The sequence below is a fragment of the Pacificimonas aurantium genome (genome assembly GCF_020092905.1).
Classification (GTDB): domain Bacteria; phylum Pseudomonadota; class Alphaproteobacteria; order Sphingomonadales; family Sphingomonadaceae; genus Pacificimonas; species Pacificimonas aurantium.
Genome location: NZ_JAGSGB010000002.1, coordinates 424,587 through 447,875, shown reverse-complemented (window position 1 = coordinate 447,875; position 23,289 = coordinate 424,587). Strand labels below are relative to the sequence as shown.

Here is a 23,289-nt window from a genome sequence, read left to right as displayed (position 1 = left end):
GTCATTCAGGCTTGGCATGACCCGTCTCGTCTACTTGCTCGGCGACCAGCTGACGCGCGACATCGCCTCGCTTCGCGGCTGCGCGAAGGACGATACCGTCATCCTGATGGCGGAGCTCGACGAAGAGACCACTTACGTCGCCCACCACAAGCAGAAGCTCGTCTTCATCCTCTCGGCGATGCGCCATTTTGCAGAGGAGCTGCGCCAGGCTGGCTGGTCGGTCGATTATGTCCCGCTGACCGACGAGGCGAATAGCGGCAGCTTCACCGGCGAACTCGCCCGCGCGCTCGAGCGGTACGAGATCGAAGAAGTGCGCGTCGTGAAGGCGGGCGAATGGCGCGTCCAGCAGATGATCGAGGAATGGCCCGACAGGTTCGCTATTCCCGTTCGCATGTTCGACGACGATCGCTTCATCTGTTCGCTCGGAGAGTTTGCGGAGTGGGCCGAAGGGCGAACGTCCATCACCATGGAATATTTCTACCGTCAGATGCGCCGGAAGACCGGCCTCCTGATGACCGATGCCGGCGACCCCGCGGGCGAGCGCTGGAATTTCGACAAGGAGAATCGCAAGCCCGCCGACGATGACCTGTTCATGCCGCAGCGTCCGACGTTCGAACCGGACGGTATCACGCATGAGGTCATGGAGCTCGTCGCAGAGCGGTTCCCGGACAATATCGGCACGCTCGACCGGTTCGACTTCGCCGTGACCAGGGACGATGCCGAGAATGTGCTCGACCGTTTCATCGCCGATGCCCTGCCGCGCTTCGGCACATATCAGGACGCGATGCTGACGGGCGAGAGCTTCCTCTATCACGCGGTCATCTCGCCTTATCTCAACATCGGCTTTCTGGATCCGCTCGACGTCTGCCGCCGCGTTCAGCAGGCGTGGCAGGACGGCGATGCTCCCCTGAACGCGGCCGAAGGCTTCATTCGGCAGATCATCGGCTGGCGCGAATTCGTGCGCGGCCTCTACTGGCGCGAGATGCCCGACTATCGTGATCGCAACTTTCTGAACGCGGACCGCAACCTGCCGTCATTCTACTGGACGGGGGAAACTGACATGCACTGCCTCTCCCAGGCAGTGGGCCAGACCGTCGAGCATGCCTATGCCCACCATATCCAGCGGTTGATGATCACGGGCAATTTCGCACTTCTGATCGGCGCCGACCCCCGACAGGTCCATGAGTGGTATCTTGAGGTCTATGCCGACGCCTATGAGTGGGTCGAGTTGCCCAACACGCTCGGCATGAGCCAGTTCGGCGATGGCGGGCTTCTGGGCACGAAGCCCTACGCCTCCTCGGGAAACTACATCAACAAGATGTCCGACTATTGCGGCCGCTGTACGTATGACGTGAACCGGAAGACGGGGGAGGGGGCCTGCCCCTTCAACGCGCTCTACTGGCATTTCCTTGACCGCAACCGGGACAAGCTGGGGGACAATCGCCGCCTCGCCATGCCCTATCGCAGCTGGGATCGGATGGATGAGAAGCGGCGTGACGACTATCGTCAAAGCGCCCGCAGCTTTTTGAAGGGCCTGCGCTAGCTTCTCTGCACGGGTATCAGGAAATTCTGTGAAAATTGTCAGCAGGCTTCGGTCTCTGTCTTCGCCGGTGCTCGACTTCCGCGGCCGTTGGGGTATCACGAGATTGATGGAACATGAGGTCGGAGACGAGGCTGGCGCCGAAGCGCGCTTCCTGGTCGCGGGGGACCTGGTGCTCGACCGCCGGGACCAGCGCGCCTGGCTTTTGGCCGTCCCGCTTCAGCTCGGTGCCAAGGCGCTTACGCTTCTCGAAGAGCTGATGATGAACCCCCGGCTTCTCGTCACGAAGGAACGCCTGTTCGACGCGGCGTGGCCGTCACAGGCCGTTTCCGACACGGTGCTCACCACGGCGATCAGGGAGCTTCGCCGCGCACTTGGCGATCCGGCACGTGCGCCCGACTGGATCGAGACCCACCATGGCAAGGGCTACCGGTTCCTGAAAGATGTCGAGGCTTTGCCTGTACGCCCGAACCCTGCCCTGTCACCTGCCGAGGGCGAAGCGCCCCTGCCGGTCGACGGGGAACGTCGACGCTCTTACCGCCCCTTGGCGATTGCTGGGGGCGCATTGCTCCTCCTCGGCCTGGTTGCAGCCGCCGTCTGGGCATTTCTACCTGCGCGCGAACAACCCGAAGTGTCGCGGGACTCCGTTGCGGGGCAAACTGCACCCCACCGCATCGCCATTTTGCCGTTCGAGGTCGCGAGCGGCGAAGCCTGGCTGGGCAGTGCCATGGCCAACCGGCTGACCGACGTTCTCGGTCGCTCTCCCGACTTTATTGTCGTCGACGGCCAGGTTGCTGCCGCTCTCGCGCAGGCGTCCGAGCCTTGGAAGGCTGCCGGGGCGGAAGGGATCGGCACATTCGTGTCCGGTACTGTCATGGTTGCCGGCGATTCCCTCCAGGCGATGGTCACCGTACATGATGCCGCCGGCACAGAAATCTGGGTCCGCCGTCTCACCGATCGCGGCGAAGGTCTGATCAGCCTGACCGAGCGGGTCGCCTTCGAAACCGCCCGCGCGCTCAAAGTCGCGGCAGATCCCGAGAAGATTGCCGAAATGGCAGAGGTCGGCACGGCATCGCTTGCTGCGTTCGAGGCGCATGCGCGTGCCGTCCAGATCCTCGACTCGCTTGAGGGGTTCCGCAATCCGGACAGCGTGGCGAATGCCATCGAGGACCTGCGCCGCGCGGTGGCTCTTGATCCCACCTTCGCGCAGGCCGCGAAGGACCTCGCCTGGTTCACCCTCCCCGGGCCCTATTCGCCAGACCCGGCCACGGCGGAGGACAGGGTCTTCGCACTTCTGGAAATGGCGGCGCGCCATGCGCCCAACGACTGGGAACGGCGAGCGACGCGGGCCAATTTAGATCTTCGGCATCTGAGGTTCGAAGAGGCGCGGGCCGAGCTTCTCGCGCTGTACGAGGAGACGCGCGCGACATCGGCGCCCCTCAATCATTCGATCCTGACGATGCTCTCCTACATTGCCGCCGCAATGCGTGACCGCGAGTTGATGGAGTGGGTCTGGACAGAGCTGAGCGACTACAATCTGGCGCGCGGACGTATCCAGATGAAGGACCCCGCCTATATTGCCGATGCTCCCGCCTTGCTCGACCGCTTCGTCACCTATCACCAGCAGCAGGAGCCGACGCCGATCGGGTCCTATGTCCTCCACAGTTCGCTCCTTCTCCTCGGCCGGACCGAGGAGGCGGCCAGCTTTCTGAACGGGACGGTTGCGGCTGAAAATGGGCGCTACGATTCCCTGATGCGGGTCGGGCAGGCGTGCGCGGAAGCGCGCCCGGACGATGCGCGGGGTCTCGCTCGTCGAACGATCGAGGCGCAGGGACCTTCCTACATCGCATGGAAGGTCGCGCAGATTTCCGGACTTGGCGACCAGATCGAGCGGAACCGGCCGGTCGCCGACGGGGACGCGCGCCAGCGCACCCTGCTTGTCATGCTGGACGATCCCGGCTTCGATCCGCGGCCCTATCCTCTGCTCGCGCAGGCGCTTACCGAAGCAGGTGTGGACCCGGTCCCGCTTCCTCGTCTGTCCTTTTACTGCCCGCTTACCCCGGCTTCGAACTAGCGGCGGGCATCAAACCGCCGGTGGATCTCGTGCACATGGGGCACCAGGCCGGAGGGCGGGATATGCCGTCACCTCTTCGCGAATTTGGCCAGGCGGGGGGGATCGCCGCGCCCACCCTCATTGGTAAAGGCGTTACTCTCCAGCCTCGCCCAACTGGTCGAACTTGACAAATTCGTGCGCGATGGAGCCTTCGACCAGAACTTCGTAGATTTCGCGCACCAGGGCGGGCGGAAAGTCATGATCTTCGGCTGCCTGCGCAGCCTTGTCGATCACGTCCGCCTTGCGCCATTCGTCCCGCACCACGTCGCGGTCCTGCTTCACCCGCGCCGCGGCCTCGATATAGCGCATGCGCTCGCCCAGCAGCGCGACGATTCGGCGGTCAAGCTCGTCGATGCCGTCGCGGATCTCCGCCATCGTCGTCGTCTCGGCGGCGGGAACGATGCTGCCGCTCACGACCAGCGCCCCACTTCGATCCAGCGTACCAGCGGCTTCAACGGAAATATCCATGCGATACCCAGCGCAATCCAGATCGGCGTCTGCACCATTATCGGCAGGGTGCTGATGGGGTCGGACAGCGCGGTCACGATCAGGACGTAAAGCGCGATCAGCGCGATCATCAGGATCACGCCTAGCGGCTTGCGCAGTTTTGGCTCGGGCGGCGTCTGGGCGGGCAGTTCTGTCATGGCGCGCCATATAGGCGGCTTGGCGTGGCGAGGAAATCCAGCGGAACGTCCCAGGGCTCGGTCGGCAGGCTGTCGACCAACTGGCAGTCCCAGGCCAGGCCGATCGTGCGCGGCCGGGTGCCCGCTTTTGTACGTCGCTCCAGATAACGGTCATAGTGGCCGCCGCCCTGTCCCAGCCGGTCGCCCGCTGCCGTTGCGGCCAGAAGAGGAACGATCAGCACGTCGGGCTCGATCTCCTCGCAGTCGTCGTCGGGCTGCGGCAGGCCCCAGGGTCCGGCCACCAGGGGGCCGCAGGCGCGAAAGATCATGTTCGGCGTGCGGTCTGCGAACCAGGGCAGGGCCGCCGGCTCATGCTGGCGCACTTCGCAGGGCCCGGGGTCGATTTCATACGTTGTGGGGGCATAGCTGCCGAGACGCGCCTCCGGCCAGATGACCTGCATTACATTGTGCGCGGCTGAGGAGAGCGCCTTCGCCCGCGCGTCGTCGCTCATCGACGCGACATGGCGACGCCGTTCGCTGCGCATCGTGCGGCGAAGCTCGCCCTTTTGCTCAGCGGTAATCGCGGGCCCGGTCACGTGCGGGGGCCGTCTGTACGCAAAGGGTTCGACTGCGGCGGAAGGAAGGTGACGGAACCGCCTTGGCCGTTTGCTGGAATATCCTCTGACGCCAAGTACGTCAGGTGGGCGCCGTATGCATCGGGGCAAGGCCCCGAACAGGGACAGCTCCCTTGGATGTTGTATCGCCTCAGGGATGTTCGCTTCGGCTCGTACCAGGCAGTATCCGTCGCCATCGAATTTAGGCGCTCGGACGGTCGCTCTCAAGGGGGGGCGGATCCAATTCGCCGCGGTCTAGAGCCGCCAGCAGGCTTTCCACGCGTTCGGCGGCGCGGTCGATGGCCACGGCTGCGGCGCGCTCTGCTTCCTCGCCTCTTCGTTCGGCGACGGCGATATCGCCTTCCCGGTCGGGGTCCGCTGCCGCCTGATCGGTGTTACCGGCGTCGCTACCGCTGGCACTACCTTGTCGCTGCATTTCCTCGGCGATCATGATGGCCGACATCAGGAGCAGGCGCACTTCGGGCAGGTAGCCGAGCTGGCTGGTCAGTGTTCTGGCTTTTTCGTCGACGACCGCGGCAAGTCGGCGGATCAGCTCTTCTTCACCGGTACGGCAGGCGAGCGGGTAGGTGCGCCCGCCAACCTCGACCCGGACTTCCGCCATCAGCGAGCTCCCATTTCGTGCGCACCAGCCTCGGCCGGAAGATCGGAACCCGCAGCCTTCGACCCCGGCTGGTCTTTGCCAAGCAGCACGTCCAGATCCGCTGCGGCGGCACGGGTTTCCTTCACCAGCCGGTCATGGCGCTGCACCAGTTCGTCATGTTCGCGGCGCAGGCCCGCGGCGGCGTGCGAGTCTCCCAGCTTTTCCGCAACCCCCGATTCGAGCTTCGCAAGCGCCGCCTCCAGGCGGGCCAGTCGGGCGGGGAGGTCTGCGTCTTCGGCCACGAAACACCTGTCTGGAAAAGGGGTTATTTAGGGTTCGTAAGACTGCGTCTCATGATTCGTCAACGCCGGAAGGTCGACGTCTCCTCATCCGCAGGCGGCACGGCTGGTTGCGAGTCTCGGCAAAGCCGAGTAGCGGGCTGCGAAACCATCGTGGACCGTCCGTCCGGTGTCGGTGCTGGACTGGGTGCCAGTGTCGATGTTTCCGCGTCCCAAGACTTCAAGGTAGAGCCTTTACTCCTATGAGCGTTTCGCACGACGACCTCGCAAATGCCATCCGCGCGTTGACTATGGACGCGGTGGAAGCAGCCAATTCCGGCCATCCGGGCATGCCCATGGGCATGGCAGACGCCGCTACGGTCCTGTTCCAGAAGCATCTGAAGTTCGATGCCGCCGATCCGCACTGGTACGACCGCGACCGCTTCGTCCTGTCCGCCGGTCACGGCTCGATGCTGATCTATTCGCTGCTCTACCTGACAGGCTACGAACGTCCGACGATCGGCGACATCCGCAATTTCCGCCAGCTCGACGGACCCTGTGCCGGCCACCCGGAGAATTTTCTTCTCGACGGCGTCGAGGCGACCACCGGCCCGCTCGGTCAGGGGCTTGCGATGTCCGTGGGCATGGCGATGGCGGAGCGCCATCTGAACGCGGTCTACGGCGATGCGCTCGTCGATCACCGCACCTGGGTGATCGCCGGCGACGGCTGCCTCATGGAAGGTGTCAATCATGAGGCGGTGGGCCTCGCCGGGCATCTGAAGCTCGGCCGTCTCAACGTCATCTGGGACGACAACCGCATCACCATCGACGGCCCGACCGACCTCTCGACCAGCGAGGATATCCAGGCTCGCTACGCCGCCGCTGGCTGGCACGTCGTTGAATGCAACGGCCATGATCCGGCTGCCTTGGATGCTGCAATGAAGGCCGCAAAGGCCGACCCGCGCCCCAGCCTGATCGCCGCGCGCACCGTCATCGGCTACGGCGCCCCCAACAAGCAGGGCACCTCCGCCACCCATGGCGCGCCGCTCGGCGGCGACGAAATCGAAGCGGCGCGCGAGACCCTCGGCTGGACCGCGCCGCCGTTCGAAATCCCGGACGCGATCCTTTCCGCCTGGCGCGAGATCGGGTGTGGCTGCGCCGACCGGCGCGCTTCCTGGCTCGATAAGGCGAAGAAGCAGCCGCAGTGGGACGAGTTCGCGCAGCGCATGGACGGCGGACTGCCCGACGGCTTCGAGACGGCGATCGAACAGCATATCGATAGCCTGATTGCCGAGCCGGTGAAGGAGGCGACGCGCAAGTCCTCCGAGAATGTGCTGAAGGTGCTGAACGGCGCCGTTCCGTCGACAATGGGGGGCTCCGCCGACCTGACGGGATCGAACAACACCCGCGCCGGGGATATCGGCGTCTTTTCGGCCGAGGACTATTCCGGACGCTATGTCTTCTACGGCATTCGCGAATTCGGCATGGCGGCGGCGATGAACGGCATGGCGCTGCACGGCGGTGTCATCCCCTATGGCGGAACCTTCCTGATCTTCTCCGACTATTCGCGTCCGGCGATCCGTCTCGGCGCTTTGCAGCAGGTTCGTGCGGTGCATGTCCTTACGCATGATTCCATCGGCCTCGGCGAGGACGGCCCGACCCACCAGCCGATCGAGCAGGTCATGTCGCTGCGCGCGATCCCCAACCTGCGCGTGTTCCGGCCTGCCGACGCGGTGGAAACCGCCGAATGCTGGGCGCTGGCGCTGAAGGACAAGGAAACGCCCGCCGCGCTGGCCCTGACCCGCCAGGGTCTGCCGCAGGTGCGCCTCGAGGGACGCGTGGGCAATCTGTCAGCCAAGGGCGCCTACCGCCTGAAGGCGGCGGATGCCGCGCGTAAGGTCATCTTCATTGCCACCGGGTCCGAGGTTCACCTCGCGCTGGAAGCGGCGGACCGGCTGGAGAAGGACGGTGTGGGCTGCGATGTCGTATCGATGCCCTGCTGGGAACTCTTCGCCGAGCAGCCCGATAGTTATAAGGAAGAGCTGCTGCCGAACGTCCAGCCCGGCGAGATCCTGCGGGTATCGATCGAGGCGGGAACGACGCAGGGCTGGGCCGAGCATGTCATGCTGAACGGGCTGTCGATCGGCATCGACCGGTTCGGCGCGTCGGCTCCGGCGCCTGCCCTGTTCGAGAAGTTCGGCTTTACGCCCGACCAGGTCGTGGCGCGGGTTAAGGCGAAACTGGAATCCTAAGAAGAACAAGAGCGAGAGGTTTGGACATGACGGTGAAGGTATCGATCAACGGCTTCGGACGTATTGGCCGCCTGGTGGCCCGCGCGCTTCTGGAGCGGGACGACCATGATTTCGAACTGGTCGCGATCAACGATCTTGCCGATGCCAAAGCCAATGCCATCCTGTTCCAGTATGATTCCACACATGGCCGCTTTCCGGGCGCCGTGGAAGCGGACGAGGACAGCATCACCGTCGGCGGCAAGAAGATCGCCGTTACCGCGGAGCGCGATCCCGGCAAGCTGCCGCACAAGGATATGGGTGTCGATCTGGTGCTGGAATGCACCGGCTTCTTCCAGTCGAAGGACGCGAGCCAGCCGCATCTCGACGCGGGCGCGAAGCGCGTCCTTATCTCCGCGCCCGCCAAGGGTGTGGACAAGACCGTCGTGTTCGGCGTGAACCACGATACCCTTACGGCCGATGACCTTGTGGTCTCGAATGCTTCGTGCACGACCAACTGCCTCGCGCCCGTGGCCAAAGTCCTGCACGAGACCGTTGGGATCGAGCGCGGCTTCATGACGACGATCCACAGCTACACCAACGACCAGCGCATGCTCGACCAGATGCACGGCGACATGCGCCGGGCCCGCGGCGGAGCGCAGAACATGATTCCGACGACGACGGGCGCCGCGCGCGCGGTCGGCCTGGTGCTGCCCGACCTCAACGGCAAGCTGGATGGCTCCTCCGTGCGCGTTCCGACCCCGAATGTCAGCCTGATCGATCTCGTCTTCACGCCGGGCCGCGATACGAACGCCGAGGAACTGAACGCAGCACTGAAGGCAGCTGCGAGCGGCGCCATGAAGGGCGTCCTCGACTTTACCGACCAGCCGCTCGTCAGTTCGGATTTCAACCATTATCCGGCCAGCTCCACCGTCGACAGCCTGGAAACGGCCGTCCTGGAAGGAAAGCTCGCCCGCGTGGTCAGCTGGTACGACAATGAGTGGGGCTTTTCGAACCGCATGATCGACACGGCCAAGGTGATGGCCTCCTTCTAGAGGGTGGCGAACAATACATGGCTGATTTCAAGACCATCGACGACCTGCCGGCCGACCTGACCGGCAGGCGGGTCTTCGTTCGCTGCGATCTGAACGTCCCTGTGCGAGACGGCGATGTTACCGACGATACGCGTCTGCGCAGCGCTGTTCCTACCCTGACCGAACTCGCCGACCGGGGCGCGAAGGTTCTGGTCCTGTCCCATTTCGGCCGGCCCAAGGGAAAGGAGGATCCGATGCTGAGCCTCTCTCCTATCTCGGCCGAGCTGGAAAAGGTGCTGGGGCGCGAAGTCCTGTTCGTGACCGAAACCTTCGGAGACGTCGCTGAAAAAGCGATTGGCCTGATGGAGGCCGGGAACATCGCCGTTCTCGAGAATACGCGCTTCCACGAAGGTGAGGAGCGCAATGATCCGGATCTGGCGAAGCGGATTGCAAAGCTCGGCGACGCCTTCGTCAACGACGCGTTCTCGGCGGCTCACCGCGCTCATGTCTCGACTGAAGGGCTTGCACGCCTTCTGCCCGCTTATGCGGGGCGGGCAATGGAGGCAGAGCTGAAGGCGCTCGATGCGGCGCTCGGCAATCCGCGTCATCCGGTCGCCGCCGTCGTTGGCGGGGCGAAGGTTTCGACGAAGCTGGATGTTCTCACTCATCTCGTCGAGCGGGTGGACCACCTGATCATCGGCGGCGGTATGGCCAACACCTTCCTTGCCGCAAAGGGTGTCGATGTCGGCAAGAGCCTTTGCGAGCACGACCTGACGAGTACCGCGACCGATATTCTCGACCGCGCGGATGCAGCGAATTGCACCGTGCACCTGCCCTATGACGTCGTCGCGGCGAAGGAGTTCGCCGAGGGTGCCGAGAACCGCACGGTGAACGTGCACGAAGTAGCTGCCGATGAGATGATCCTGGATGTCGGACCCGCCGCCGTAGAGGCACTGGGCGATGTCTTGAAGACTTGCCGGACACTCGTCTGGAACGGGCCCTTGGGGGCGTTCGAGATTGCGCCCTTCGACGCAGCGACGGTGCAGCTGGCAAAAACGGCGGCCGCGCTTACGAAGGATGGGTCGCTGGTGTCGGTTGCCGGCGGCGGCGATACGGTTGCCGCTCTCAACCATGCCGGTGTGGCCGAGGACTTCTCCTTTGTTTCGACGGCCGGCGGCGCCTTCCTGGAATGGATGGAGGGCAAGGATTTGCCGGGCGTCGACGCGCTGAAAGCCTGAACACGCGCTTGTTTCCGCTGCCGAAATCCGTCCGGAACTAAGCAACGGGGCAGGCGGGGCGGCGTTGCCGGTAGGACGAGCGTTCGCTACGAGGGCGGACGCAGTTACGGTTCAATGGAATTCGAGGGAAACCCCATGCACGATCCGAAAATGATGGCGCAAATCGTCGGCGGTGCCGGCTTCATCGCGGCGCTGGACCAGTCCGGCGGCTCGACCCCGAAGGCGCTGAAAGGCTACGGCATCGAGGAAAGCGAATATTCCGGCGACGAGGAGATGTTCGGCCTCATTCACCAGATGCGCAGCCGTATCGTCACCGCACCGTCCTTCAACGGGCAGAAAGTGCTTGGCGCGATTCTCTTCGAAAAGACCATGGACGGCGATGCGGACGGTACGCCGGTCCCCACGCTGCTGTGGGAGCGCGGGGTGGTTCCCTTCCTCAAGGTCGACAAGGGCCTCGCCGACGAAGAGGATGGCGTCCAGCTGATGAAGCCCATGCCCGAGCTCGACGCTCTCCTCGACCGCGCCAATTCGCGCGGCATCTTCGGTACGAAGATGAGGTCGGTGATCCAGTCCGCCTCGAAGAGTGGCATTGCGAAGGTCGTAGACCAGCAGTTCGAGGTAGCAAACCGCATCCTCAACAAGGGGCTGATGCCGATCGTCGAGCCCGAAGTGAATATCAAGAGCGCCGACCGTACCCAGTCCGACGAAATTCTTCGCGACGAACTCTACCGTGCGCTCGATGCGCGTCCCTATGGTAGCCGGGTCATGCTGAAGCTGTCCATTCCGGCCCAACCCGACCTTTTCGCTCCGCTGATCGCGCATCCGAACTGCGCGCGCGTCGTCGCCCTGTCGGGTGGGTTTTCGCAGGACGAGGCCTGTGCGGAACTGGCGAAGAATCGGGGCATGATCGCCAGCTTCAGCCGCGCGCTGCTACAGGATCTCCGTCATCAGCAGTCGGATGACGAATTCGACAAGACGTTGGGTGCGGCGATCGACAAGATTTATACCGCCTCCACCCTGAAGACGGTGCAGACCGGCGAATAGAGGGCGGGCTGGCGATGGCCAAGATCGACCTGGATCCAGAGTTTGCGTCACGCTTTCCCGAAGGGGAGGGCGATGGCCGCCCCCCGTGCCAGCTCTACCTTATTTCCCCGCCCGCCTATGATCCCGGCTTTCCAGAGGTCCTGAAGGCCGTGCTGGATGCCGGGCCCGTGGCGGCGTTTCAGCTTCGACTGAAAGACGCCAGCGACATGGAGATCATGCGGGCAGGGGGCGTCCTCAAACCGATCCTGGCAGCCTATGATGTGGCCCTGATCGTCAATGACAGGCCGGACCTTGCAAGAGAACTGGACGCCGACGGCGTGCATCTGGGCCAGGGGGACGGCGACATCGCCGAGGCGCGTAGCCTTCTCGGTCACGATGCGCAGATCGGCGTGACCTGCCACGATAGCCGCCATCTTGCCATGGAAGCGGCCGAGGCCGGGGCTGACTATGTTGCCTTCGGCAGCTTTTACGACACCGCCACCAAGGAGACGGTGCACCGTCCCGACCCCTCCATTCTGGGTTGGTGGACGACGGTCAGCGAGATCCCCTGCGTCGCGATCGGCGGTATCTCTCCAGGGAACGCAGCCCCGCTGGTCGAGGCGGGAGCAGATTTCCTCGCCGTGTCCGGTGCTGTCTGGAACCATGCCGACAGTCCGGCTGCCTGTGTCGCCGCCTTTGCCGATCTGCTGCGCGCCTGAACGAGCCGACAGTCGGCATGACAAACCGCGAACTCCAAAAGAAAGGGCGGCGCGGGTCTGCCCCGCACCGCCCTTTCATGTTGTTCAGGCCGACTTAGAAGCGCAGCGTGTAACCGGCGCCGACCTTGATTGTGTCGAACGCGACCGTGTCGACCGCGACGCGGAACGCGCCCGGGCCGGCGGCGAACTCGGCCCCGGCACCGACGGTATAGTCGCCCTGTGTGTCGTCGAGACCGAGATCATCATCGTCGATGTCCTCTTCGACATCCGGGTTCAGCTGCCCGAACTCTTCGAGAATGTTGCCGGTATCGAAGTTGATCTCCTGATACCCGCCCCGGGCGAACAGCATCACACCTTCTGTCGGGACCACGCCGATATGACCGGTGATGCCATATTCACCGTCGATCTCGGACTCGCCGAAAGCACCGTTGATTTCGGCGCCGATGATCGCGTTGCGGCCTAGCGGGGCACTGTAGCCGGCGTAGCCGCCGAACGTGCCGCCATCGATGCCGTATCCGAGGCCGTTGAAGAAGCTCTCGTCGAAATCGGTTTCGTCGATATCGCTATCGGCGTCGAAGTCCTGGTAGCTGGCCGAGAGGCCGACATAGGGGCCCGAGAAATCCGCGGACTGGGCGAGCGCGCCGCCGGGAACGGAAAGCGCGGCTGCGGCGGCAAGAATCGAAATCGTCTTCATAGTCAAATACTCCACTGTTACGCACCGATGGCGGGAAAACTCCCCCGCATCGGGACCACCACAATTGACGGAAAAGCCGCGGCGTTCCGCGGAATTTGTCGGCCGGTCGAAGGTCTGTTGCTGCGATGCAACAGGGGATCGGGTAGGGACCGGACGTAGCGGTAACAGGGCTTCTGCGCTGCGGGCGGGCTTCCCGGCGCGGCTTGAGGCGGGGCGGTCCGGCTGATAAGGCCGCGCAGCAATTCCTGCAGCTTCTTTCACATGGTGATCCAATGAAGATTTCCGGCGTGGACATTCGTCCGGGCAACATCATCGAGTTCGAGGGCGGCCTTTGGCGTGCCGTGAAGATCCAGCATACGCAGCCCGGCAAGGGCGGCGCCTACATGCAGGTCGAGATGAAGAACCTGATGGACGGCCGGAAAACCAACAATCGTTTCCGGTCCTCGGAGACGGTGGAGAAGGTCCGGCTGGATACCAAGGACTTCCAGTATCTCTATGCCGAAGACGACATGCTCACCTTCATGGATACCGAAACGTTCGAGCAGGTGACCCTGCCGGCCGACCTGCTGGGAGACGCTGCAGCCTTTCTGCAGGACGGCATGCAGGTGATGCTTGAATTATACGAGGAGAAGCCGATCTCCGTGCAGTTGCCGGAGCAGGTCGAGGCGGACATCGTCGAGGCCGATGCGGTGGTAAAGGGACAGACCGCGTCCAGCTCGTACAAGCCGGCAGTCCTCGACAACGGCGTCCGTATCATGGTGCCGCCGCACATCACGGCAGGCACGCGCGTCGTCGTCGACGTCTACAATCAGGAATATGTCCGAAGGGCCGATTGATCTTATGAAGTTTTCCAAAGCGTTCATCGCCGCCGCCGCTCCGCTTGCGGCGCTTGTTTCCGCGCCGTCCACCGCGCAGGCGCCCGCAGCGCCCGAGGCTGACGCACCTTCGCCCGAAGCCGTCCAGGCCGCGGCGCGTCATTTTGCGCTCGCCAACGGTATCCTTCAGGCCGAGCAGGTTCCGCCTGAAGTGAAGAACCGTCTTTTCCTGTGCATCTATTCGGCTCCGTTTCGCACCATCAGCGAGAACGCTGCCGGCCTGATCGAGGCCAATGAGGAGCTGTCCCTCGATAATGACGACCATGTCCGCCAGGCGATCATGTTCGTCTGCGGCTACCGGCCCCAGCCCGAACAGCCTGCCCAGTAACGTAGATGCCCGCACGTCCCGCGCTCATCACCGTCATGGACCGGGCGGTCAGGAAAGCCGCGCCGCGCCTTCGCCGGGATTTCGGCGAGGTCTCGGCGCTGCAGGTCAGCCGCAAGGGGCCGTCCGACTTCGTGTCGAACGCCGACCGTGCGACGGAGGAGACGCTCGTCGAGATTCTCTCTCAGGCACGTCCCGACTGGGGTTTCGTGCTGGAAGAGGGCGAGGATATCCGCGGCCGGAACGACAATGAGCGCTGGATCATCGACCCGCTCGACGGCACCAGCAACTTCCTGCACTCGATCCCGCATTTCGCGATTTCGATCGGGGCGGAGATCCACGGGGAGATTCGCGCGGCCTGCGTCTACCAGCCGCTGACCGACGAATTTTTCTGGGCGGAAAAGGGGAAGGGTGCCTTTCTTCACAACCAGCGCCTGCGCGTCTCTGCGCGGCGCGAGCTGGGCGATGCGCTCCTGGCGACGGGCATTCCCTTTCGCGGACATGGCAATTTCGAGGCGTTCGACCGTCAGCTACAGGCGGTGGCGCCCAACGTTGCGGGTATCCGCCGCTTCGGTTCGGCTGCGCTGGACCTGGCATGGGTTGCCGCAGGCCGGTTCGACGGCTTCTGGGAGACGGACCTGAACTACTGGGACATTGCCGCGGGCGTCCTGATCGTGCGCGAGGCCGGCGGCTTCGTCACCGACTATCGCGGCTCGGACCGCAAGGTCATGGCCGGCGAGGTGATTGCCGCCAACAACCACCTTCATTCGAAACTGCACAAGCTGCTGGCGGGGGCGCAGCGACAGGGCTGATCAGCCGCGCCCCGGCGCGCCTTAGCTTGTCCGGCGCCTCGCTATCCCGAGACCCATGGCCGCCAGGCCGAAAAGCGCCAGTGCACCCGGGGCGGGCACATCAGAAACGGCTTCGAGCAACTCGACCGTGACGTAGCCATGGTCGTTGTTGGCACCGCTAAGGCCGAACGCATTGAGGCCGGTATTGTAGGACAGCGCGCCGACGGCTGAATCAAAGGCGTGGTAGTCGGTAGGATCGGCATGGTAGACGGGTTGCCCGCCGATCCAGCCGCCGCCCCCACCACCTGTGTGAACAGTCCCGCCGCCGCCGCCGAAACCACCTTCGCCGGTATAAGCGCCAGAGTTGAACGAGTATCCGCCGGCGCCGCCCTGCAGGTAGGTTGCTCCGCGCCCGCCCCAGCTTGGCTGTGTGTTGTTGCCAGAGGCCGGATGCAGCCCTTCTTGGGAAAATCCGCCACCGCCCGCGCCATACCGGCGGTTACTGACACTCGAAGGCGGCGTTTGCGTGTCCGCCGTGGCATTGCCGTCGGGAGCGTTTCCATAGCCGTATGCCGTAGCGGCTTCGCCGTTCCCGCCGGCCGCGATAAGGAGGGGATTGTCTCCTTCACCTACGACGAAGGAGCCGCCTCCACCGCCTGCGCCCGCTGTCTGATAGTTTGTTGAACCGCCCATCTGGCCGACAAGGATGTCCAGAATATCGCCTGCTTCGAACGTAAACTGACCGACGAGCAGCGCTCCGCGTCCGGCCGTCGTCGTCGATCCGTTCGAAAGCGCCTGGCCACCAGCGGCCCCGGCTGCGGTAATCTGATACAAGCCGGAGGTCTGCACCGTCCATTGCTGGATTCCGCCGACGCTGGTCACCTGACCGAACAGGCTGTTGCCCGCGCCATAGGCACTGTCGACCTGTGCCTGGCTAGGCCCGAACCGGCCCGACTGACCGGCGGTGGTGAACTCGTAGATGACCGCCGCGTCAGCCGCGCCGTGCAGTGCAGAGGCGGCGACCAGAACAATGGCGAGCTTGGGTGTGGACATGAATCTTCTCCGCATGCCTTGCTGTCAGGACTGAATTGCGCGCCGGCGGGCAGAGGCAAGGCCCGCAACAGCTAACCCGAGCAGGCCGAGCGCCCCCGGAGCGGGCACCTCGACCGCCTGAAGCAGCGTGACGGTCACCGAGCCGTCGCCTGCACGCTGCGCAGTCGCGAAGTCGATATCGGTGCCGCTGAGATATGAGCCGGCACCGAGCCCGGGGTAATTAGAGTTGTATTGGTTCGCGGGCGAGACGCTGCCGCCGGAAAAGCCGCCGCCGCCGCCGCCTTCGTGCACCGACGCGCCGCCGCCGCCGAAGCCGCCGTCGGTTCCCCACTGGGTGCTGCCGGTGAACGCGCCGCCCACTCCTCCGTTCAGGAAAGACTGTCCGCCATTTGCACCACTGTAGCCTGCGCTGCCATTTCCAGCGAAGCCGCCGCCGCCGCCGCCGCGATTGGCGCTGCCTCCGCCGTTACCCGAGTTTGACGTCCGACCGTCGGTCCCATTGGTGTTCCAATAGTTCCAATTTTCGCCATTGCCGCCAGCAGCAACTAGCAAGGGAATATCGCCCGCAGAGACCACAAAACTGCCGCCGCCACCGCCGCCGGCGCCGCCGCTCGCGTTTCCGCTATCCAGACCCCGCTGACCGACAAGGATCTGCAGGACTTCGCCAGCCACCAGATCGAAAGTACCGGCGACGAAGGCGCCCATACCGGGACGCGTATTGCTGCTACCGCTGTTTCCCCCGCCGGCGCCATAGGCCTCGATCCGGTAGCTTCCGCCGGTCTCAACCGTCCAGTTCTGGATGCCGCCCATGCTGGTAACCTGACCGAACAGACTGTTTCCGGCGTCGTAGGCACTATCGACCTGGGCCTGGCTGGGGCCGAGGCGGCCCGTCTGCCCCGCGGTGGTGAACTGATAGACGACGCTTGCATCCGCCGCGCCCGCAAATGCTACGGCCGCAAGTATCGAGAAATAGAACTTCACTAAAATAGCCCCCTACTCAGACATTCTCTTTCTCCAGCAAATCCTGGGCCAGTTCGGGGAAGTGTATGTTTTCACGGCATTTGGGGTGCGCAGGTCGATTTAAGTGTAAAATTTGCCGACAGCATTCCAGCGACGGCGTCTCGCATCGGGAGGTGCGGCGATCCCCGCCTTGCACCTGCTGCCTCGCTCTCCTAGAAGCCGCGCCAAGCCTGCTACCAGTTGGAGAGTCCGCCCCATGGCCGCCGTTGCCGCGGAATATCTGCCGATCCTTATTTTCCTCGGGATCGCCATCGCGCTTAGCGCCGTGTTCGTCGGACTGCCGATCCTGGTCGCCAACATGACCGGTGCCCAGCAGCCCTATGACGCGAAACTTGCCGAATATGAGTGTGGCTTCCCGGCCTTCGAGGATGCGCGGAACCAGTTCGACGTTCGCTTCTATCTCGTCTCAATTCTGTTCATCATTTTCGACCTGGAGGTTGCATTCCTGTTCCCCTGGGCGGTCAGCCTGGGTGCCACGGGTGTCTTCGGCTGGGGCGCGATGATGGTGTTCCTTGGAATCCTGACGATCGGATTCATATACGAGTGGAAGAAAGGAGCGCTCGAATGGGAGTAGACGCACCCGCCGCTCGCGAACCGCACGACCTCGATATCCAGCACGACCAGTTCGTTCAGGACGTCAATACGGAACTCGACAACAAGGGTTTCCTGACCACGACCACTGAGGACCTGTTCAACTGGGCGCGCACGGGTTCGCTCTGGTGGATGACCTTCGGCCTCGCCTGCTGTGCCGTCGAGATGATGCACACCAACATGCCGCGCTATGACATGGAGCGGTTCGGCGCCGCGCCGCGCGCGTCCCCGCGCCAGTCCGACGTGATGATCGTCGCCGGCACGCTGTGCAACAAGATGGCGCCGGCCCTACGCCGGGTCTACGACCAGATGCCGGAGCCGCGCTACGTGATTTCCATGGGCAGCTGTGCCAATGGCGGCGGCTATTATCACTATAGCTACAGCGTTGTACGCGGCTGTGACCGGATCGTGCCGGTCGACATTTACGTCCCGGGCTGCCCGCCATCCGCCGAAGCGCTGCTGTACGGGATCATGCAGCTGCAGCGGAAGATACGCCGCGTCGGCACGTTCGAACGTTAATCCAGTAAACGCGAAAGGCTGCCGGTGCCCGCTCACCCCGCCCCGATCATGACCCGCGACGAGGGCCTCGCCGAGGCCTTTCCCGAGGCCGACGCTCATACGCACCGCGGAGAGTTGACGTTGACCGTCCCGCGCGGCGCTCTTGTCGCGACGCTGACTGCCCTGCGCGACGAGCATGGCTATCAGCAGCTGATGGAGCTAGCGGGCTGCGACTTTCCCGAACGGCCTGAGCGGTTCGAGCTGAACTACCACCTGCTGTCGCTGACGAAGAATGCGCGCGTTCGCGTGCGGACCTCGACCGACGAGAAGACCCCCGTGCCGTCGATCGTCGATCTTTGGCCGGTCGCAGGCTGGCTGGAGCGCGAGGTGTGGGATCTTTACGGCGTCCTGTTCGAGGGCAATCCCGACCACCGCCGTATCCTGACGGACTATGGGTTTTCCGGTCATCCGTTCCGCAAGGACTTCCCGCTGACCGGCTATGTCGAGATGCGCTACTCCGAGGAGCAGAAGCGGGTGATCTACGAGCCGGTGAAGCTGGCCCAGGACTTCCGCACGTTCGATTTCCAGAGCCCGTGGGAGGGGCCCGACTATATCCGCTACAATCTTCCCGGCGACGAGAAGGCCGTGACGTCCGAGGACGTTCCGACCGAGGAGAAGGGCGAATGAGCGACGTTCTCGACACGACGGCCGCGAAGGACGACCCGTCGACAAATTCCGTCACCTTCGACAGCGAAACGGGCGAGACCGAGTCTCATACCGAGATTCAGAACTACTCCATGAACTTCGGGCCGCAGCATCCTGCGGCTCACGGCGTGCTTCGTCTGATCATGGAGATGGACGGAGAGATCATCGAGCGGGTCGATCCGCATGTCGGGCTGCTTCACCGCGGCACGGAAAAGCTGATCGAGTACAAGACCTATCTACAGGCGCTGCCCTATATGGACCGCCTGGATTATGTCAGCCCGATGTGCATGGAGCACAGCTATGTGCTCGCGGTCGAGAAGCTGCTCGATCTCGAAGTGCCGCTGCGCGCCCAGTATATCCGCGTTCTCTATGCCGAGATGACGCGCATCACGAACCACATCCTGAACACCACCGCGCATGCAATGGACGTTGGCGCCATGACGCCGATGCTGTGGCTGTTCGAGGAACGCGAATATATCTGCGAGTTCTACGAGCGTGCATCGGGCGGGCGCTTCCACGCTGCCTATTTCCGCCCCGGCGGCGTCCATCAGGACCTGCCGCCGAAGCTGGTGGCGGATATCGCCGACTGGGCCGAGAAATTCCCGAAGGTGCTCGACGACTTCGAGTCCCTCGTTGCGAACAATCGCATCTTCAAGCAGCGCAATGTCGATATCGGCGTCATTTCGAAGGAAGACGCTATCGCCTGGGGCTTTTCCGGTCCGTGCATCCGCGGTTCGGGCATTCCCTGGGACCTTCGCAAGTCGCAGCCCTATGATGTCTACGCCGAGATGGATTTCGATATTCCGGTCGGCACACGCGGCGACTGCTATGACCGGTTCATGGTGCGCATGAACGAGATGCGCGAGAGCCTGAGGATCATCAAGCAGTGCCTGGCGAACATGCCGGCGGGGCCGGTGATGACGACCGACTCGAAGATCGGTCCGCCGAAACGGGGTGAGATGAAGCGCTCGATGGAAGCGCTGATCAATCATTTCAAGCTCTACACCGAGGGGTTCCACGTGCCCGAGGGCGACTGCTACGTCGCCACCGAAAGTCCCAAGGGAGAGTTCGGCATATACCTGGTGTCCGACGGCACGAACAAACCCTATCGTTGCAAGATCCGGCCGACGGCCTTTTCGCACCTGCAGGCGATGGAGTTCCTGTGCAAAGGCCACATGCTTGCCGATGCCCCCGCCGTTCTAGGGTCGCTCGATATCGTGTTCGGTGAATGCGACCGCTGATTGCGGCCATTCCGGCAGTCCTTCTGTTCGCCTGTGACGAGGCCCCGAAGCCGACGGCTGCCAGCGCGCCCGAAGTGGTCGACCTCGCCGACCTGCCGGCGGCCTACCGGACGCCCCAGGCCATCGTTCAGGCCATGGCGACGGGACAGCTGTTCGAGCGGCCGGACCGCTGCGAGGGGTTCGCCTTCCAAAATGGACCTGACGGCAATTCGGTCGATGACTGGACGCGCGCCGCGCGCATTGTCCGGGCCCGCACCGGTGCCAACCGGCCGGCGGTCATCACCCGTATCGTCGCAGCCGACGAAACGACCGGGGCCGTGTCCACGGTCTCGACGCCGCTCGGCGCCAACGCCGTTCCGTTTCGTACGGACTGGGAAATCCGCCCTGCGCCCGGCGGCGACCGGATTGGCTGCGTGCAGTCCGTTCTTATTGCGAATGCATCTTAACTAGCGGAAATCCTTGTCGCTGCGGCCATTGCGGCGGTTGCGAAGGGCATCGTTTCTGGGCTAGTCCCCGCCCGTGAAGATCGGGCGCAGCACTCCGTGTCGGGACGCCCGTCTAGATTGACGAGACCGAGCCGAATGCCAGCAGCCACCTATTCCAGCCACGGCCATGCCGCCGACATGGCGCCGGAGCAGCCGGACCATCACGCTTTCGACGGCTTCCAGTGGACAGCCGAAAGCGCGAAGAAGGCTGCGGCGGAAATCGCCAAATATCCCGAAGGGAGGCAGGCCTCCGCCGTGATGGCGCTGCTCGACATCGCACAGCGGCAGGTGGGTGCGCAGACCGGCACGCAGGGATGGCTACCCATTCCGGTCATCGAGTTCGTGTCGCGCGAGCTTTTGATGCCCTATATCCGGGTCTACGAGGTCGCGACCTTCTACACGATGTACAATCTTGTCCCCGTGGGGAAATATCATGTGCAGTTGTGCGGGACGACGCCCTGCATGCTCCGCGGCTCGGATGACGTGATGCGCGTTCTCAACGAGAAGGGCATCTACAAGGGGCAGACCACGCCCGATGGGCTGTTCACGCTGACCGAGGTCGAATGCCTCGGCAATTGTGCGACCGCGCCCATGCTGCAGATCAACGACGACAATTTCGAATGCCTGACCGCCGAGGATACGGCGCGCATCATCGACATGCTTGCCGCCGGAGAGCAGCCGCAGCCGGGTCCGCAGAACGGTCGCCACAGCTCAGAGCCGGCGGGCGGGCCGACGACGCTGACGGCGATGGTCGAGAAGAACCACGACTACCGGAAGGAATGGGCATGAGCTTCGACTTCCTTCAGGACAAGGACCGGATCTTCACCAATCTCTATGGCTTTCAGTCGCCCGAGCTGAAGGCAGCTCAGGCGCGCGGCGACTGGGACAAGACGAAGGCCCTGATCCAGGAAGGACCCGACTGGGTCATAGAGCAGGTCAAGGCGTCCGGACTGCGCGGGCGCGGCGGCGCCGGCTTTCCGACCGGCGTCAAATGGGGCTTCATGCCGAAGCAGCCCAATCCTGAGCGGCCGAGCTATCTGGTCATCAATGCCGACGAATCCGAGCCTGGGTCCTGCAAAGACCGAGAAATCCTGCGGCACGACCCGCACAAGCTGCTGGAAGGCGCGCTGATCGCCGGCTTCGCCATGCGCGCGCGGGCCGCCTATATCTATATCCGCGGCGAGTATATCCGCGAGGCGCAGGCCCTGCAGCGCGCCATCGACGAGGCCTACGACAAGAAGCTTCTGGGCAAGAATGCCGCAAAGACGGGCTATGATTTCGATGTCTACATGCACCGGGGTGCCGGCGCCTACATCTGCGGCGAAGAGACAGCGATGCTGGAAAGCCTGGAGGGCAAGAAGGGTCAGCCGCGCCTGAAGCCGCCTTTTCCCGCCGGTGCGGGGCTTTACGGGCATCCAACGACTGTCAACAATGTCGAGTCCATCGCCGTCGTGCCGACCATCCTTCGGCGCGGCGCGGAGTGGTTCTCAAGCTTCGGACGCGAGAATAATCACGGTACGAAGCTGTTCCAGATTTCCGGACATGTCGAGCGGCCCTGCGTTGTCGAAGAGGCGATGTCGATCCCGTTCCGCGACCTGATCGAGAAGCATTGCGGCGGCATTACCGGCGGCTGGGACAATCTCCTCGCGGTGATCCCGGGTGGCTCCTCCGTGCCGCTCGTTCCGGCATCCGAGATCATGGACGCGCCGATGGATTTCGACGGTCTGCGCGACCTGAAATCGGGCCTCGGCACGGCTGCGGTTATCGTCATGGACAAGTCCACCGACATCGTCCGCGCGATCAGCCGCATCAGCTATTTCTACAAGCATGAGAGCTGCGGCCAGTGTACGCCGTGCCGCGAAGGCACCGGCTGGATGTGGCGGGTGATGGAGCGGCTGGTGACCGGGCAGGCGGAGATTTCCGAGATCGACACGCTGCACGACGTAACCAAGGAGGTCGAAGGGCATACCATCTGCGCGCTCGGGGACGCAGCTGCCTGGCCGATCCAGGGCCTCATCCGGCACTTCCGTCCCGAACTCGAGCGCCGCATCGAAGAGCGCAAGTCAGCCATGAAGGTAGCCGCGGAATGAGCCATCTATTGCTCGGCCTTATTCCGCTCGGCATCATTTTCGCCGCCGCGATCAGCGTTCTCTTTCCCGGTGACGGCAGCCGCCGCAGTGGACCCGAGAACGGCTGGATGAACGCGCAGTATCTCGAACAGGAAGACAAGCGCGCGAAGCGAAATCGCGACCTGCGCCGCCACGACGAAACCGCGGGCAATCTTGAGAAGAATAAAGGGGAGGGCGGCTCTTGAGACTTGCGTCCCTTCTTGCCGGATTCGCCCTGATGCTGGCTGGCGTAGCCCAGGCCCAGTCAACGGGTACGAACATCCGCCAGCCTTCAGATCGGAAGTACCAGCTGGATAACCAGGTCGAGAACCGCGTCCTGCTCGCCGCAGACGAGGCCGCTGCCTGTGTTGCGGACAGGTCCCCGTCACGTCTGCACGATATGTTCGCTGAACCTTTTGGATCGCGCCCGCAGTATCGCGACCTCAAGCGAATCCTGACGCTCGTAGATTGCGAAGGCTTTTCGGGCTATCGTGCGCGGATTGACAGCCTCACCCTCCTTTCTGCGCTGGTGGAGAATCTTGCCGAGCAGGGTCTCGGCGTCGACCGGGATGAACGGGTCTTCTCCACGGACCTGTCGGACGTTCCCGGCGAGAATATCATTCTCCGTTCAAGCAACGAACGGCTCGGCGCCTGTGTGGCTCTTACCGATGCAACCGCGGTACTTCGCTATCTGGCGCCGGACCCGGGTTCCGAGGGCGAGATGGAGCAGCTTCGGGCGATCGCTCCAACGCTGGGAAGCTGTATCAGCGAAGGCACTCAGGTCGAAGCCAATCCGGCGAGCGTGCGCACAACATTGGCCATCGGACTCTACCGTGTAGAGCGCGCCCGGTTCGCGGGTGGCGGGGAAGGCTCGTCCGAATGAGTGGCCGTG

Annotated in this window: 26 protein-coding genes, 1 other RNA gene and 1 pseudogene; 19 read left to right on the top strand and 9 right to left on the bottom strand. The window is 63.7% G+C overall.

Translation table 11 applies throughout. The features are described from left to right. Positions 1-16: 16 nt before the first annotated feature. Complete coding sequence (locus tag KCN53_RS08960) at positions 17-1,543, top strand: cryptochrome/photolyase family protein (RefSeq protein WP_088712679.1); 1,527 nt, start codon at positions 17-19, stop codon at positions 1,541-1,543. 106 nt (positions 1,544-1,649) lie between these two features. After that, positions 1,650-3,614, top strand: coding sequence for a winged helix-turn-helix domain-containing protein (locus KCN53_RS08955; protein ID WP_143712237.1), 1,965 nt, complete (start codon positions 1,650-1,652; stop codon positions 3,612-3,614). A gap of 132 nt (positions 3,615-3,746) precedes the next feature. Here the strand turns inward: KCN53_RS08955 and KCN53_RS08950 are convergent, their stop codons facing one another. The 6 genes from KCN53_RS08950 to KCN53_RS08925 form a co-directional block, all read right to left on the bottom strand. Further along, a complete protein-coding gene (locus KCN53_RS08950) occupies positions 3,747-4,067 on the bottom strand; it encodes a chorismate mutase (RefSeq protein WP_317988416.1) in 321 nt (106 codons plus the stop codon). Continuing rightward, positions 4,064-4,297, bottom strand: a complete 234-nt coding sequence (locus KCN53_RS08945) for a DUF2842 domain-containing protein (RefSeq protein WP_088712681.1) — start codon at positions 4,295-4,297, stop codon at positions 4,064-4,066. The genes KCN53_RS08950 and KCN53_RS08945 overlap by 4 nt, the downstream gene beginning before the upstream one ends. Further along, positions 4,294-4,872, bottom strand: a complete 579-nt coding sequence (locus tag KCN53_RS08940) for a 5-formyltetrahydrofolate cyclo-ligase (RefSeq protein WP_224199547.1) — start codon at positions 4,870-4,872, stop codon at positions 4,294-4,296. Before KCN53_RS08940 ends, KCN53_RS08945 begins: the two co-directional genes overlap by 4 nt. A 50-nt stretch (positions 4,873-4,922) precedes the next feature. Further along, positions 4,923-5,080, bottom strand: a non-coding RNA gene (ssrS, locus tag KCN53_RS08935) — 6S RNA. 12 nt (positions 5,081-5,092) lie between these two features. Further along, entirely contained in the window at positions 5,093-5,512 is a 420-nt protein-coding gene (locus tag KCN53_RS08930) for a cell division protein ZapA (RefSeq protein ID WP_088712683.1), read from the bottom strand. Continuing rightward, positions 5,512-5,793 carry a hypothetical protein gene (locus KCN53_RS08925; protein ID WP_088712684.1) on the bottom strand — a complete coding sequence of 94 codons (282 nt, stop codon included), beginning with the start codon at positions 5,791-5,793 and terminating at the stop codon, positions 5,512-5,514. Before KCN53_RS08925 ends, KCN53_RS08930 begins: the two co-directional genes overlap by 1 nt. A 239-nt stretch (positions 5,794-6,032) precedes the next feature. Here KCN53_RS08925 and tkt point away from each other — a divergent pair, with 239 nt between their 5' ends. The 5 genes from tkt to thiE all read left to right on the top strand — a co-directional run bounded on the left by tkt (position 6,033) and on the right by thiE (position 12,011). Further along, complete coding sequence (tkt, locus tag KCN53_RS08920; protein WP_088712685.1) at positions 6,033-8,021, top strand: transketolase; 1,989 nt, start codon at positions 6,033-6,035, stop codon at positions 8,019-8,021. 26 nt (positions 8,022-8,047) lie between these two features. Next, a complete protein-coding gene (gap, locus tag KCN53_RS08915; RefSeq protein WP_088712686.1) occupies positions 8,048-9,052 on the top strand; it encodes a type I glyceraldehyde-3-phosphate dehydrogenase in 1,005 nt (334 codons plus the stop codon). Positions 9,053-9,069: 17 nt separating this feature from the next. Next, a complete protein-coding gene (locus tag KCN53_RS08910) occupies positions 9,070-10,269 on the top strand; it encodes a phosphoglycerate kinase (protein WP_088712687.1) in 1,200 nt (399 codons plus the stop codon). Positions 10,270-10,404: 135 nt separating this feature from the next. Continuing rightward, complete coding sequence (locus tag KCN53_RS08905; protein ID WP_088713456.1) at positions 10,405-11,313, top strand: fructose bisphosphate aldolase; 909 nt, start codon at positions 10,405-10,407, stop codon at positions 11,311-11,313. Positions 11,314-11,327: 14 nt separating this feature from the next. Next, a complete protein-coding gene (gene thiE / locus KCN53_RS08900) occupies positions 11,328-12,011 on the top strand; it encodes a thiamine phosphate synthase (protein WP_088712688.1) in 684 nt (227 codons plus the stop codon). A gap of 94 nt (positions 12,012-12,105) precedes the next feature. Here the strand turns inward: thiE and KCN53_RS08895 are convergent, their stop codons facing one another. Further along, positions 12,106-12,705: an outer membrane beta-barrel protein gene (locus KCN53_RS08895; RefSeq protein WP_088712689.1), complete on the bottom strand. Its 600-nt coding sequence runs from the start codon at positions 12,703-12,705 to the stop codon at positions 12,106-12,108. A 272-nt stretch (positions 12,706-12,977) separates the two neighbouring features. On the opposite strand from KCN53_RS08895, the gene efp reads away from it, so the two are divergent. The 3 genes from efp to KCN53_RS08880 are packed head-to-tail and all read left to right on the top strand — an operon-like array spanning position 12,978 to position 14,717. Next, the gene (gene efp, locus KCN53_RS08890; RefSeq protein ID WP_088712690.1) at positions 12,978-13,541 is read left to right on the top strand and encodes an elongation factor P; all 564 of its coding nucleotides are present in this window, start codon (positions 12,978-12,980) and stop codon (positions 13,539-13,541) included. Between the two features lie 4 nt (positions 13,542-13,545). Beyond that, a complete protein-coding gene (locus KCN53_RS08885; RefSeq protein ID WP_088712691.1) occupies positions 13,546-13,908 on the top strand; it encodes a hypothetical protein in 363 nt (120 codons plus the stop codon). A 5-nt stretch (positions 13,909-13,913) separates the two neighbouring features. Further along, the gene (locus tag KCN53_RS08880) at positions 13,914-14,717 is read left to right on the top strand and encodes an inositol monophosphatase family protein (RefSeq protein ID WP_088712692.1); all 804 of its coding nucleotides are present in this window, start codon (positions 13,914-13,916) and stop codon (positions 14,715-14,717) included. Positions 14,718-14,738: 21 nt separating this feature from the next. Here the strand turns inward: KCN53_RS08880 and KCN53_RS08875 are convergent, their stop codons facing one another. Together KCN53_RS08875 and KCN53_RS08870 are read right to left on the bottom strand one after the other, a co-directional pair. Continuing rightward, positions 14,739-15,749, bottom strand: a complete 1,011-nt coding sequence (locus KCN53_RS08875) for a PEP-CTERM sorting domain-containing protein (protein WP_172406237.1) — start codon at positions 15,747-15,749, stop codon at positions 14,739-14,741. 24 nt (positions 15,750-15,773) lie between these two features. Then, a complete protein-coding gene (locus KCN53_RS08870) occupies positions 15,774-16,730 on the bottom strand; it encodes a glycine-rich protein (protein ID WP_088712694.1) in 957 nt (318 codons plus the stop codon). Between the two features lie 235 nt (positions 16,731-16,965). Here KCN53_RS08870 and ndhC point away from each other — a divergent pair, with 235 nt between their 5' ends. The 9 genes and pseudogenes from ndhC (at position 16,966) to KCN53_RS08825 (ending at position 23,280) form a co-directional block, all read left to right on the top strand. Beyond that, positions 16,966-17,343 (top strand): NADH-quinone oxidoreductase subunit A, encoded by a 378-nt coding sequence (ndhC, locus tag KCN53_RS08865; protein WP_088712695.1) that lies wholly within the window; start codon positions 16,966-16,968, stop codon positions 17,341-17,343. Then, positions 17,334-17,879 (top strand): NuoB/complex I 20 kDa subunit family protein, encoded by a 546-nt coding sequence (locus tag KCN53_RS08860; protein ID WP_088712696.1) that lies wholly within the window; start codon positions 17,334-17,336, stop codon positions 17,877-17,879. The genes ndhC and KCN53_RS08860 overlap by 10 nt, the downstream gene beginning before the upstream one ends. Before the next feature lie 48 nt (positions 17,880-17,927). Continuing rightward, positions 17,928-18,509: pseudogene (locus tag KCN53_RS08855) on the top strand (NADH-quinone oxidoreductase subunit C); the annotation flags it as partial. A 146-nt stretch (positions 18,510-18,655) separates the two neighbouring features. Beyond that, entirely contained in the window at positions 18,656-19,804 is a 1,149-nt protein-coding gene (locus KCN53_RS08850; RefSeq protein ID WP_243444649.1) for an NADH-quinone oxidoreductase subunit D, read from the top strand. Next, positions 19,792-20,250, top strand: a complete 459-nt coding sequence (locus KCN53_RS08845; protein WP_088712699.1) for a hypothetical protein — start codon at positions 19,792-19,794, stop codon at positions 20,248-20,250. Before KCN53_RS08850 ends, KCN53_RS08845 begins: the two co-directional genes overlap by 13 nt. A 135-nt stretch (positions 20,251-20,385) precedes the next feature. Beyond that, positions 20,386-21,078, top strand: coding sequence for an NADH-quinone oxidoreductase subunit NuoE (gene nuoE / locus KCN53_RS08840; RefSeq protein WP_172406238.1), 693 nt, complete (start codon positions 20,386-20,388; stop codon positions 21,076-21,078). Continuing rightward, positions 21,075-22,379: an NADH-quinone oxidoreductase subunit NuoF gene (gene nuoF, locus KCN53_RS08835; RefSeq protein ID WP_088713458.1), complete on the top strand. Its 1,305-nt coding sequence runs from the start codon at positions 21,075-21,077 to the stop codon at positions 22,377-22,379. Before nuoE ends, nuoF begins: the two co-directional genes overlap by 4 nt. Beyond that, on the top strand, positions 22,376-22,603 hold the full coding sequence (locus tag KCN53_RS08830) for a hypothetical protein (RefSeq protein WP_088712700.1): 228 nt from the start codon (positions 22,376-22,378) through the stop codon (positions 22,601-22,603). Before nuoF ends, KCN53_RS08830 begins: the two co-directional genes overlap by 4 nt. Continuing rightward, positions 22,600-23,280, top strand: coding sequence for a hypothetical protein (locus KCN53_RS08825; RefSeq protein ID WP_088712701.1), 681 nt, complete (start codon positions 22,600-22,602; stop codon positions 23,278-23,280). Before KCN53_RS08830 ends, KCN53_RS08825 begins: the two co-directional genes overlap by 4 nt. Positions 23,281-23,289 lie beyond the last annotated feature (9 nt).